This window comes from Stenotrophomonas sp. YIM B06876 (genome assembly GCF_030711595.1).
Taxonomy (GTDB): domain Bacteria; phylum Pseudomonadota; class Gammaproteobacteria; order Xanthomonadales; family Xanthomonadaceae; genus Stenotrophomonas.
On the sequence record NZ_JAUJUJ010000017.1, the window covers coordinates 52,374 to 63,381 of the forward strand.

11 protein-coding genes, 2 tRNA genes and 1 other RNA gene are annotated in these 11,008 nt (G+C 66.6%); 8 read left to right on the forward strand and 6 right to left on the reverse strand.

Annotation, left to right across the window (positions count from 1 at the left end; translation table 11 throughout):
* Nucleotides 1–532: 532 nt before the first annotated feature.
* Both QZH66_RS08870 and gloB read right to left on the reverse strand, forming a co-directional pair.
* Nucleotides 533–1,726 carry a lytic transglycosylase domain-containing protein gene (locus QZH66_RS08870; protein WP_305805584.1) on the reverse strand — a complete coding sequence of 398 codons (1,194 nt, stop codon included), beginning with the start codon at nucleotides 1,724–1,726 and terminating at the stop codon, nucleotides 533–535.
* Nucleotides 1,723–2,487 (reverse strand): hydroxyacylglutathione hydrolase, encoded by a 765-nt coding sequence (gene gloB / locus QZH66_RS08875; protein WP_305805585.1) that lies wholly within the window; start codon nucleotides 2,485–2,487, stop codon nucleotides 1,723–1,725. Before gloB ends, QZH66_RS08870 begins: the two co-directional genes overlap by 4 nt.
* A gap of 62 nt (nucleotides 2,488–2,549) precedes the next feature.
* On the opposite strand from gloB, the gene QZH66_RS08880 reads away from it, so the two are divergent.
* Genes QZH66_RS08880 through dnaQ form a run of 3 tightly spaced genes read left to right on the forward strand, consistent with a single transcriptional unit; the run spans nucleotide 2,550 to nucleotide 4,347 of the window.
* A complete protein-coding gene (locus tag QZH66_RS08880; protein ID WP_305805586.1) occupies nucleotides 2,550–3,146 on the forward strand; it encodes a class I SAM-dependent methyltransferase in 597 nt (198 codons plus the stop codon).
* Nucleotides 3,147–3,164: 18 nt separating this feature from the next.
* Nucleotides 3,165–3,617 (forward strand): ribonuclease HI, encoded by a 453-nt coding sequence (gene rnhA / locus QZH66_RS08885; RefSeq protein WP_305805587.1) that lies wholly within the window; start codon nucleotides 3,165–3,167, stop codon nucleotides 3,615–3,617.
* A gap of 7 nt (nucleotides 3,618–3,624) precedes the next feature.
* Nucleotides 3,625–4,347 carry a DNA polymerase III subunit epsilon gene (gene dnaQ / locus QZH66_RS08890; RefSeq protein WP_305805588.1) on the forward strand — a complete coding sequence of 241 codons (723 nt, stop codon included), beginning with the start codon at nucleotides 3,625–3,627 and terminating at the stop codon, nucleotides 4,345–4,347.
* A 176-nt stretch (nucleotides 4,348–4,523) separates the two neighbouring features.
* Here the strand turns inward: dnaQ and QZH66_RS08895 are convergent, their stop codons facing one another.
* Nucleotides 4,524–5,228 (reverse strand): PP2C family serine/threonine-protein phosphatase, encoded by a 705-nt coding sequence (locus QZH66_RS08895; RefSeq protein WP_305805589.1) that lies wholly within the window; start codon nucleotides 5,226–5,228, stop codon nucleotides 4,524–4,526.
* A 203-nt stretch (nucleotides 5,229–5,431) separates the two neighbouring features.
* Between QZH66_RS08895 and QZH66_RS08900 the strand changes: the two genes are divergently transcribed.
* Together QZH66_RS08900 and QZH66_RS08905 are read left to right on the forward strand one after the other, a co-directional pair.
* Nucleotides 5,432–5,522, forward strand: a tRNA-Ser gene (locus tag QZH66_RS08900).
* A gap of 145 nt (nucleotides 5,523–5,667) precedes the next feature.
* The gene (locus QZH66_RS08905; protein ID WP_305805590.1) at nucleotides 5,668–6,066 is read left to right on the forward strand and encodes a DUF6165 family protein; all 399 of its coding nucleotides are present in this window, start codon (nucleotides 5,668–5,670) and stop codon (nucleotides 6,064–6,066) included.
* A gap of 68 nt (nucleotides 6,067–6,134) precedes the next feature.
* Here the strand turns inward: QZH66_RS08905 and QZH66_RS08910 are convergent, their stop codons facing one another.
* Entirely contained in the window at nucleotides 6,135–7,181 is a 1,047-nt protein-coding gene (locus tag QZH66_RS08910; RefSeq protein WP_305805591.1) for a glycosyltransferase family 9 protein, read from the reverse strand.
* Nucleotides 7,182–7,202: 21 nt separating this feature from the next.
* Here QZH66_RS08910 and QZH66_RS08915 point away from each other — a divergent pair, with 21 nt between their 5' ends.
* Nucleotides 7,203–7,952, forward strand: coding sequence for a 3-deoxy-D-manno-octulosonic acid kinase (locus tag QZH66_RS08915; RefSeq protein WP_305805592.1), 750 nt, complete (start codon nucleotides 7,203–7,205; stop codon nucleotides 7,950–7,952).
* Nucleotides 7,952–8,713: an MBL fold metallo-hydrolase gene (locus tag QZH66_RS08920; protein ID WP_305805593.1), complete on the forward strand. Its 762-nt coding sequence runs from the start codon at nucleotides 7,952–7,954 to the stop codon at nucleotides 8,711–8,713. Before QZH66_RS08915 ends, QZH66_RS08920 begins: the two co-directional genes overlap by 1 nt.
* Before the next feature lie 361 nt (nucleotides 8,714–9,074).
* Here QZH66_RS08920 and ffs read toward each other — a convergent pair.
* An RNA gene (gene ffs / locus QZH66_RS08925) (signal recognition particle sRNA small type) lies at nucleotides 9,075–9,171 on the reverse strand.
* 423 nt (nucleotides 9,172–9,594) lie between these two features.
* A tRNA-Ser gene (locus QZH66_RS08930) sits at nucleotides 9,595–9,687 on the reverse strand.
* Nucleotides 9,688–9,827: 140 nt separating this feature from the next.
* Between QZH66_RS08930 and dnaX the strand changes: the two genes are divergently transcribed.
* Nucleotides 9,828–11,008, forward strand: a 1,181-nt coding sequence (dnaX, locus tag QZH66_RS08935) for a DNA polymerase III subunit gamma/tau (RefSeq protein WP_305805594.1), incomplete at its 3' end; no start/stop codon positions are given.

Genomic DNA, 11,008 nt, shown 5'->3' on the forward strand with positions numbered 1-11,008 from the left:
TGAAGATGGACGATTGCAGGCGCGGCAAGGCGGACCGTGTGCTGGCCCATGCCTGGGTTGAGGCAGGTGCGGAGGATGCGGCGGCATTGATCGCCATTGAAACCGGCCCGGTTTTCTACCCCTGGCCTGCCGCGGCTGCAGTGCAGGCGCGGCAGGCCAGGAGTGACCGCCTTACGGCCTTCTTCGGCAGGGGGTATGGCCCGGCTTGGCTGGATCGGCATGGTGCGCCAGCAGCGCGCAATGGGAGGCGGTAGGCCAGGGGGCGGCTCATGAGCTGACCGGCTGGGTGTCACGTGCCGGACTGGCCCGTGCGGGCAGCATGCGTTATGCCGGGCCGCGACAAGGTCGGACTGGAGTCGGGCCGGGTGCGATCAGCGCAGGCCTCGGATCGCCAAGCGCTGGCCGGTGGAGACTGAGCGGCGTGACTTTCCGGCGACCGCTGCCGACCGCCGCGTTGCAGCCGCGGTGGGCCGGTTTGGAGCGCTGGCTTGACCGTCTGCGGCGATCAACGCACAGGATGCGCCACGGCGGCTCAGCGCGTGTCTTCGAAACTCAGCTCCATCCCTGGCTTGAGCACGCTGGCCGGACCCAGATTGTTCCCTGCCAGCAGGGCTTTGACCGGGATGCCATAGCGGCGCGCGATCGACCAGGCCGATTCGCCGATGCGGACCGTATGCCGCCGGCCGCCACTGGCACGCGTGCCCGCCGCCGCTACCGCGGGGGCCGTCGATGAGGCGGTGATTGGTGCTGCCGCCAGCGACCCGCTGGCCACATCTGCAGGCAGGAATGCGGGCGAAGCGGGGGCCAGCACTCTGGCGCCGGGGTGGGCGCCGGCCACGGCGGGGTTCAGTCGCGCGATCCGCGCCGGGTCCAGCGAGCGTTGCTCGGCCCAGCGGTTGAGCGTGGTGCCGGCGGGCAACGAGTGCCCGCGCAGAATCGGCACCGGGCGGTCCAGTGACGCCATCAGCCCATTTTCGGTTTCGGCCTGTTCGAGTACACAAGCCAGCGCATGCAGCTTTTCGACGTAGGCGTAGGTGATCGGTGACAGCCCCGGCAATTCGGCCGGGCGCGCATTCTGCGCGTTCATTCCGCCGCGGCGCAGCGACTGCAGCACCCGGTATTCACCGGCGTTGTAGGCCATGACCGCCAGCCGCCAGTCGCCGCCGAACATGCCATGCAGGGTCTTCAGGTAACGCACCGCAGCCTGGGTGGAATCCACCGCGGACAACCGGCCGTCGTAGCCGGCCTCCATCGGCACCCGGTGGCTGCGGGCGGTGCTGGCGATGAATTGCCACAAACCGGCCGGGCCACTGGCACTGCGCGCGCCGGGGCGATAGCCGCTTTCAATAAAGGGAATCAGTGCGAACTCGGTGGGAAGGCTGGCCTTGCGCAACTCGTCCACCACGTAGCCGAACAGTGGCAGCACGTCTTCGTCGACATTGCCCAGGCGCGTGGGCGCATGGGCGAACTGTTTGTGCCACTGGGCGCTGGCGGCGTCGGTATCGCATTGGGGAGCGGCCAGACCCTCGCGGAAGTTCGCAAATATTTCCTGGCCGTTGCGGATCGTCGGCGCTGGCAACGAGGCCGGATCAATCGGCAGTGACGCCAGCGCCGCCAGGTTCTGGCCCAGTCCGGGCCCGGCGGAAAGCGTCTGTGCAGCGGCGGATGTGCCCAGACAGCTTCCCAGCACCAGCCCCAGCGCCCATGCCAGCCTGCGCCGGCTCACGCGCGAAAACCGTCTTTCCAGCGCCGCAATTCGGCGAATACCTCGATCTCGTCGGCGGCTGGCCGGCCCAGACGGGTGGCCACGCTGCGCTGGATTTCAGGCGAAGCGGTGCGCAGGAACGGGTTGCATTGCAGTTCGCTGGCCAATACGGACGGAACGGTGGGGAGAGAGCGGCTGCGCATGTCCAGGGCTTCCTGTTGTCGGCGCTGCAACGCAGCGTTGGTGGGCTCGACATGCCGGGCAAAGGCGGCATTGGCCAGTGTGTATTCGTGACCGCAGCAGACCAGGGTCTGCGCCGGCAATGCCGCCAGGCGTTGCAGCGAGGCGTGCATCTGGGCGGCGGTACCTTCGAACATGCGTCCACAGCCCAGGCTGAACAGCGTGTCGCCACAGAACAGATGACCGTGGCCGAAAAAGGCGATATGGCTGCGGGTGTGCCCGGGTACGGACAGCACCTCGAAGTCGAAGCCGGGCAATTGTACCCGGTCACTTTCGCCGACTTTTTCACATTCCAGTGTGATGCGTTCATCTGCCGGCGCGAACACCGGCAGCTGCGGCCATTGCCGCAGCAGGTCCGCGGCACCGCCGATATGGTCGTTGTGGTGGTGGGTCAGCAGTATGGCCACCGGCTGCAAACCCTGGCGGGCGGCGGCCAGAACCGGTGCCGACTGGCCGGGATCGACAATCACCGCGCGACCGTCAGCCGCCCGCAGCGCCCAGATGTAGTTGTCCTCGAATGCGGGCAGGGGGGTCAGTCGCATAGAATTGGACCATGCCTGCCGCCCCGTTCCTCCGTCAAGCAGCAGTCTCAGCATGGTTTGATATGCAAGGCGCCCGTTGTCTGCGCCAGCTCGAGCATCATCACCTGCGTGAACAGCTGCACCGCCTGCCTTCCCAGCCCTGGTTGTGGCTCAGCCCGACGACCGGGTGGACGCCGTCTCCGTTGCCGGCCGGACGCGGGGTGCGGCTGCACGCCACGGCCGGGAATGGCTTCCAGGGCGATCTGCGCTGCCGGTTGCCGTTGCCGATGCCCGGTGAGGCGGTCAACGCGATCGTGATCCAGCACGCCGACAGGGCCGACCTGGCGGCGCTGATTGCCGAATGTTCGCGGCTGCTGATGCCCGGCGGGCGGCTGTGGATGACCCAGCTCAATTCCTGTAGCCCGTACCGCGTGCGCTGGCAGCGGCATGGGCTGCGTCCAGCCTCGCTGTTGCGCTGCCGCAGCCTGCTGCAGCGGGAAGGACTGCTGTGCGGTCCGGTGCGCTATCTGGGGCCGCTGTGGGGCGAGCGTGCCGGTGCCACTGGTTCGGCACTGCCCTCGTTGCGGGCGGTATGCGTGCTGGAAGCGGAAAAACGCGTGGCGGGGATGACTCCTTCCGGCGTGGTGCCGGTGGGTTGGCGTGGACCGGTGGCGACCTGACCTCTTTTTCGGAACGACATGAAATCAATTGAAATACATACCGACGGTGCCTGTCTGGGCAATCCCGGACCCGGCGGCTGGGCGGCGTTGTTGCGCTATCGCGGCCACGAACGCGAGGTGACGGGCGGCGAAGCCCACACCACCAACAACCGGATGGAGCTGATGGCTGCAATCATGGGCCTGGAGGCGCTGAGCGAACCGTGCGAGATCGTGCTGTTCACCGATTCGCAGTACGTCCGCCAGGGCATCACCGAATGGATGGCCGGCTGGGTGCGGCGCAACTGGAAAACCGCCGGCGGCGATCCGGTGAAGAACCGCGATCTGTGGGAACGGCTGCATGCGGCCAGCCTGCAGCACACGATCGACTGGCGCTGGGTGAAGGGGCATTCCGGCGATCCTGACAACGAACGCGTGGACGAGCTGGCGCGTGACCAGGCGATCCGCGTGCGCGCGGGCGTGGCGGCAAACTGAGGCGGATATGCGTCAAATCATTCTTGATACCGAAACCACTGGCCTGGACTGGAAAAAAGGCAACCGCGTAGTTGAAATCGGCTGCGTCGAACTGCTCGAGCGCCGCCCCAGCGGCAACAACTTCCATTACTACCTGAAGCCGGATTGCGAGTTCGAACCCGGCGCGCAGGAAGTGACCGGGCTGACCCTGGAGTTCCTCGCCGACAAGCCGCGGTTCGAGGAGATCGTTGAAGAATTCCTCGCCTACGTCGATGGCGCCGAGCTGATCATCCACAACGCCGCGTTCGACATGGGCTTCCTGCAGAACGAGATGGCACTGGCCGGCCGGGGCGTGCTCGCCGAGCGGGTCACGGTCACCGATACCCTGCTGATGGCGCGTGAGCGCTTCCCCGGCCAGCGCAATTCGCTCGATGCATTGTGCAGGCGGCTGGGCGTGGACAACTCGCACCGCCAGTTGCATGGCGCGCTGCTCGATGCGCAGATCCTGGGCGATGTGTACATCGCGCTGACCTCCGGGCAGGAGGAAATCGGGTTCGCTCAGGTAGAGGGCGAGCGCGGGGAGGGCGATGCAGCGACCCGGGTGTTCGAACCGGCGATCCTGTTGCCGCGCCCGCGGGTGGTGGCAACCGCCTCGGAGCTGGAAGCGCACGAGGCGCGGCTGGCGAAACTGCGTAAAAAATCCGGACATGCGCTCTGGGATGGCGAGCGCGAGGCCAGTGCGCAGGTGTGAGTGCTCGCCGCCGGTGCAAGGCGACCAGCCCGGTCGGTGGCAGCGCACCAGGATCGCGGTGATGTTGTCCGATGACGCGCCATCGCATTCGCGCTGCCGCCGCGCGCTTTGCTGTGCAAACGGTGGCCCCCTGACTCGGTGGGCCATCCCCGGCAGGCTGGCCGGCCGCCGAGTGCTCAGTGGCAGCGCACCAGGATCGCGGTGATGTTGTCCGAGCCGCCGCCATCGAGGGCGGCGGCCACCAGCGTATCCACGCATTCCTGGGCGCTGCAGTCGTCGTACTGCAACGTGCGCGCCAGGTTGCTGTCGTCCACTTCCTCGGTCAGGCCATCACTGCACAACAGCAGCTGCATGCCCGGGCGCAGTTCGCCGGTCATGCTGGCCACATTCAGGTGCATCGGGTCGGTGACGCCCAAGGCCTGGGTGACCACGTTGCGGTGCGGATGTTCACGTGCCTGTTCGGCGGTCAGGCTGCCCTGGGCGATCAGTTCCTGCACATAGCTGTGATCCTGGCTCAGCTGCGCCAGCTTGCCTTCGCGCCACAGGTAGGCACGGCTGTCGCCCACCCACGCCACTTCAAAGCGATTGCCCTGCACGCGCGCGGCCACCACGGTGGTGCCCATCGGCAGGCTGTCATTGCGCCGGCGTGAGGTGCGGATGATTTCCTCATCGGCAATACGGATGGCCTGCACCAGCGGTGTGCCACTGCGCACTTCGCGCACGATGGTTTCGCGCGCCAGCGCGCTGGCCACCTCGCCACAGGCGTGTCCGCCCATGCCGTCGGCCACCAGCCACAGGCCCAGCTCGCTGTCGCCGTAATAGGTGTCTTCGTTGAGCCGGCGGCGCAGGCCGACATGGCTGAGATGTCCGAATTCGATCATTGGCGCCCGGGCAGGCTGGCTTTTGCGGGGAGTGGCACCGCATCATCGCGGCCGGCGCCACATCCGGCAAGGGCATCTGGCGGGTGCGCACCGGCCGGGGCTGCGGCGGAAGAATCGCAAGGTTGCGGGCGAATTGCGACAAATGGCTTGTCGCCGGCCCGCGGGCCTCGTATCATTCGCACCCCGGTTCGCCGGGACCATCTGGAGAGGTGGCAGAGCGGTTGAATGTACCTGACTCGAAATCAGGCAGGCGTTTATAGCGCCTCGGGGGTTCGAATCCCCCCCTCTCCGCCAGATACATGAAAAAGGCCGCCTTCGGGTGGTCTTTTTCATTTCTGTCGATCAGGCGCCGGGATCCGTCCGCGTCCGGAACGGGTCATTGCACCGGATTTTGGCGCGACGCCGGTAAACTGGGCGCCTACTTTTGCCAGGACCGGCCATGTCAGAAATCCTTGTTCCCGTTTCTTTCGGCGAATTGCTCGACAAGATCGCCATCCTGCAGATCAAGTCCGAACGGATGAGCGATGAGGCCAAGCTGGCCAATGTGCGCAAGGAACTGGTCGCGTTGCAGCAGACCTGGATGGCGCACCCGGCCGCGGTCAGGGATATCGCCCGCCTGCGCGCTGAACTCAAGGCGGTGAACGAGCGGCTGTGGGTGATCGAAGACGATATCCGCCTGAAAGAGAAGGCGCAGGCGTTCGACGAGGAGTTCGTGCAGCTGGCCCGCAGCGTGTATTTCCAGAACGATATCCGCGCCCGGCTCAAGAAGGACATCAACCTCGCGCTGGGTTCCAGCTACGTGGAAGAAAAGTCCTACGGCGACTATGGCGCGGGCTGAGACGCCCGCCCGTCTGCGAGATGTAAAGGGCTGCCGCGAGGCGGCCCTTTGTGCTTGCACTGCCGATGTCAGCCGTGGTGGTCGCTGACGTAGCGTTCGAAGGCGGCGATCGCGTCGTCCACCGGGATCAGCGCCATCACTCCGTCGAATTCGACCTTGGCGCCCCATTTCAGTTCGCTGGCCGGTTTGCCGAGGAATTTGCGCGCCGCCTCGTCGTAGCGGTCCACGCAATAGCGACGGTCCGAATACGGGCCGCTGCGCTCGGGATTGCTGGCCGCATGCAGGCCCAGCACCTTGGTGCCGACCGCGTTGGCGATATGCATCGGCCCCGAATCCGGGGTCATCAGCAGGGTGGCGCGTGCCAGCAGCGCCGGCAATTGTTTGAGGGTGTCCTTGCCGACCAGATCCAGTGCCGGCTGCTGCATCGCCGCGAGAATGGCATCTGCGGTGTTGCGCTCCAGCTCGCTGCGCCCGCCACACAGCACGACCCGCCAGCCTTTGCGTGACGCGTGATCGGCTACGGCGGCGTAGCGCTCGGGATACCAGTTGCGCCGCGCGTGGCTCGAGCACGGCGAGATCATCAGCACCGGGCGGCCATCATCGTCCCATTGCGCCCGCGCCCAGGCGTGGGCATCGGCGGGCGTGGCCAGATCCCAGCTGACCGAGGTCTGCTTCAGGCCCAGCGGCTCGCAGAAGCTGCCGATCGCGTCGAGCACATGGATGCCGGAACGGTCGGGAATACGTTCGTTGATGAACAGTCCGTGCAGGTCCTTCGAGCGGGTTCTGTCGTAGCCGATACGCCGCTCGGCGCGAATGAAGGCCGACAGTACGTTGGCGCGAAACGCCACCTGCATCTGCAGCAGTGCGGCGAAGCCGCTGCCGGGCAATTCCCGGCGCAGCGCACGCATGCCGGCCAGGCCGCTGCGTTTGTCGTAGGGGTGGAAGACCACGCCGGGCAGCCCGTCCAGCAGGCGGTGCCCCGCCTTGTCGATCACCCAGTGCAGCTCCACCTGCGGCCATGCCTGTTGCAGGGTGCGCACCAGCGGTACGACGTGGGTCACGTCCCCAAGTGCGGACAAACGTAAAAGGCACAGAGGGGAGGACGCTGACGGCATGGTGTTGTTAGACTCGAAAGAATGGTCGCATTCGACGCCAATGAAGTACTGACGCCTTGCCGCGAAGGACGCGGATACGGCGCCATTCTGTTCGACCGCGAACGCCTGCGGCAAGCCGGGCCGGAGCTGTTTGTGCCCGCGCACTGGGGCGTGCAGGCGCGTCCGGTCGCCGACGGTGGCCGCGGGGGCGCCTGGTTCGTCGATGCGCCGCTGGGGCCGTGTGTGCTGCGGCATTACCTGCGCGGCGGCGTGGCCGCAAAGCTCAGTCGCGATCGCTACCTGTGGCACGGCGCCAACCGGGTGCGCAGTTTTGCCGAGTTCCGGCTGATGCGCGCGCTGCATGCACTGAAGTTGCCGGTGCCGCGGCCGCTGGCTGCGTTCTACATGCGCGACGGCCTCACCTATCGCGCCGCGATCCTGATGGAACGGCTGGAAGGGGTACGTTCGCTGGCCGACCGTGCGCTGGTGACCGGGCGTGGGGCACCCTGGGAAGAAACCGGTCGGCTGATCGCGCGCTTCCATCGCGCCGGGCTGGATCATGCCGATCTCAACGCCCACAACATCCTGTTCGATGCCGGCGGCCACGGCTGGCTGATCGATTTTGACCGTGGCGTCATCCGCATCCCGGCCACCCGCTGGCGCGAGCGCAATCTCAAGCGCCTGCTGCGTTCGCTGCTGAAATTGCGTGGGGAGCGCAGCCGCGAGGATGTGGAAAAGGATTACGCGCGGCTTCGTCGCGCCTACGATCTGGCCTGGGGCCGGGGTTACTGATGGATTGGGCGTTGCGGTTTCTGGGCGTGGGCAATGCCGCGGCGGTGGACCTGGGTTCGGCGATGGCGGTGATCGAATGTGGGGCGCAGCCGTGGCTGACCCTCGATTGCGGCGGCGAAGGGCTTACCGCGTATCGCAACCATTACCGGACGATGCCGCACGCGGTCTTCGTCACCCACGTGCACCTGGATCATGTCGCCGGCTTCGAGCGCCTGTTCATCCACAGCTATTTCAGTGGCCAGCGCGGCAAGGTGCGCCTGTATGTGCCCGCGCCGCTGGTGCCGCTGCTGCACCGGCGGGTGGCCGACTATCCGAACGTGCTGGCCGAGGGCGGCGCCAATTTCTGGGACGCGTTCCAGCTGATCGTGGTGGGAGACGCGTTCTGGCATGACGGCGTCCGCGTCGAAGTATTCCCTGTGCGTCACCACTGGCCGGAAACGGCTTACGGCCTGCGTCTGCGCGGTTCAGTGGTGTGGACCGGCGATACCCGGCCGATCCCGGAAATGCTGGCGCGCTATGCCGATGACAATGAGCTCATCGCCCATGATTGCGGCCTGCATGGCAATCCGTCGCATACCGGCGTGGACGATCTGGAGCGGGAATATCCGCAGGAATTGCAGGCGCGGATGATGCTGTACCACTACGCCAGCGCCGCCGATGGCGAAGCCTTGCGCGCGCGTGGACACCGCGTGGCCATGCCTGGCGAATGCGTGCCGCTGGCCTTGCCCACGGCGCCGTGCGTGATCACGCAGGCTCCCTGAGGTGGGTGGGCGAGGGCGTGTCGTCCGCGCTTCTTTTGCTGGCACGGGAACGCGCACTGCCTGAGGTGCCCGGCGATGACGCGTGGCGACTGCACTGCGTGGCGAAGAGCCGGATGCGGACGCCTGTCCGGGCCAGGGCTCCGCTTGCGCGGCGGCAGTCGCCGGAATTGCGCGGATCACGAGGATCAGCGGGTCGCTATCGGCGATACGGGCGCAGGTGCGCTATGGCCGGGTGGGTGTGCTTGAGGGTGTGTGCAGCTGGCAGTGGCGAACGCGCACAGGACGGTGGCCCGAAGTGTTGCATCAACGTGCCTTCGCGGCGCAATGGGCACGCGCGAAGGCACCGTCTGAAAAGGCGGTGGCCCCGCCGGCTGACCTCGGCGCCCGCGTCGATCGATACCGTTGCTGCCTTCCGGCCCTGGCGGGATTTTCGACCTAGCGTCGCGAGGGGCCGACGGGGCCACCATAGAAACGTTGGCCGCCTTGCGGCGGCCTGAAGCGGTGCCGGGAATGGGCAGCAGGCAACAATCAGCCGCCGCAAATCCGGAAAACCGCATGCATCGGATCAAACCAATGCAGCGCCGCGCATTCTAGCGCATGCGCGATTGGCAACGCCATACATGACGGCGGAATCCTGTGAATGGGTGGCGTTGCCGGGCCGGTGCAACGCCCATCTCCAGCAGGTTGGTCTTCTAGGGCAACCTCTGTTTCCTGTGCGCGACGCGTGCAGGGCGGCTGGCGTTGCCGGTCAGCGGAAAATGGCGCACAGCCCCCGGTCAGCAGCGGCATCCGTGGCGGGTTAATGGCGATGCGGCGGGTTTGAAAGCTTCAAATCCGGCCCATGAAAAAGGCCGCCCACTGGGCGGCCTTTTTCATGGATCTGGCGGAGAGAGGGGGATTCGAACCCCCGAAGCGCGGTTTAGACGCTTACACACTTTCCAGGCGTGCTCCTTCAACCACTCGGACACCTCTCCGGACCTGCCGCAACCACGAAGGCGCTGCAGGGGCGCAAATTCTATAGGCCCGGAGCAATTGCCACAAGCGCGATTTTCAGGGGCGCAGCCGGGGGTGCCGGGCATGGCACAATGTCGGCTCAGATGAAGACGGTTGCCTGATGTCCTACCTCGTCCTTGCCCGCAAGTGGCGTCCAAAGCGTTTTGCCGAGCTGGTGGGCCAGGAGCACGTGGTCCGCGCGCTGAGCAATGCGCTGGACAGTGGCCGTGTCCACCACGCCTTCCTGTTCACCGGTACCCGCGGGGTGGGCAAGACCACCATCGCGCGCATCTTCGCCAAGTCGCTCAATTGCGAGCACGGCACCAGTGCCGATCCGTGCGGCCAGTGTCCGGCCTGTCTGGATATCGATGCCGGGCGCTATATCGACCTGCTGGAAATCGATGCCGCGTCCAATACCGGCGTGGACGACGTGCGCGAGGTGATCGAGAACGCCCAGTACATGCCCTCGCGCGGCAAGTACAAGGTCTACCTGATCGACGAAGTGCACATGCTGTCCAAGGCCGCGTTCAATGCGCTGCTCAAGACGCTGGAAGAGCCACCGGAGCACGTGAAGTTCCTGCTGGCCACCACCGATCCGCAGAAGCTGCCGGTGACCGTGCTGTCGCGTTGCCTGCAGTTCAACCTCAAGCGGCTGGACGAAGACCAGATCCAGGGGCAGATGACCCGCATCCTGGCCGCCGAGCAGATCGAGTCCGACCCGAGCGCGATCGTGCAGTTGGCCAAGGCCGCCGACGGCAGCCTGCGCGACGGCCTGTCGCTGCTGGACCAGGCCATCGCCTATGCCGGCGGCGCGCTGCGCGAGGATGTGGTGCGCACCATGCTGGGTACGGTGGACCGCACCCAGGTGGGCGCGATGCTGGAGGCGCTGGTCGACGGGGATGGCGCGCAGCTGCTGCAGGTGGTGGCGGCGCTGGCCGAATTTTCGCCGGACTGGAGTGGCGTGCTCGACGCCATGGCCGAGGCGCTGCACCGCATCCAGGTGCGGCAGCTGGTGCCGGGCGCGCCGGTCAATGGCGAAGGGGTCGACGCGGACACCTTTGCCACACGCCTGCGCCCGGAAGTGGTGCAGCTCTGGTACCAGATGGCATTGGGCGGTCGCCGCGACCTGTATCTGGCGCCGAGTCCGCGCGCCGGGTTCGAGATGGCGGTATTGCGGATGCTGGCATTCCGGCCTGCGGGTGCGGCGCCGGCGGTGCCGCGCGCAGACGGGACGGCGCAAGCGGTTTCCAACCGGGGGGCCGTGGAGGCCGTGCCGGACGCCGCCACCGTGAAGCCGCCGGC

What these genes read in the sequence shown, in the direction of transcription:
- QZH66_RS08880 (WP_305805586.1), top strand. Translation starts at nt 2,550, where the DNA reads ATGCAAGGCGCCCGTTGTCTGCGCCAGCTCGAGCATCATCACCTGCGT.
- QZH66_RS08905 (WP_305805590.1), top strand. Translation starts at nt 5,668, where the DNA reads ATGTCAGAAATCCTTGTTCCCGTTTCTTTCGGCGAATTGCTCGACAAG.
- gloB (WP_305805585.1), bottom strand. Translation starts at nt 2,487, where the DNA reads ATGCGACTGACCCCCCTGCCCGCATTCGAGGACAACTACATCTGGGCG.
- dnaQ (WP_305805588.1), top strand. Translation starts at nt 3,625, where the DNA reads ATGCGTCAAATCATTCTTGATACCGAAACCACTGGCCTGGACTGGAAA.
- rnhA (WP_305805587.1), top strand. Translation starts at nt 3,165, where the DNA reads ATGAAATCAATTGAAATACATACCGACGGTGCCTGTCTGGGCAATCCC.
- QZH66_RS08915 (WP_305805592.1), top strand. Translation starts at nt 7,203, where the DNA reads ATGGTCGCATTCGACGCCAATGAAGTACTGACGCCTTGCCGCGAAGGA.
- QZH66_RS08895 (WP_305805589.1), bottom strand. Translation starts at nt 5,228, where the DNA reads ATGATCGAATTCGGACATCTCAGCCATGTCGGCCTGCGCCGCCGGCTC.
- QZH66_RS08910 (WP_305805591.1), bottom strand. Translation starts at nt 7,181, where the DNA reads ATGCCGTCAGCGTCCTCCCCTCTGTGCCTTTTACGTTTGTCCGCACTT.
- QZH66_RS08920 (WP_305805593.1), top strand. Translation starts at nt 7,952, where the DNA reads ATGGATTGGGCGTTGCGGTTTCTGGGCGTGGGCAATGCCGCGGCGGTG.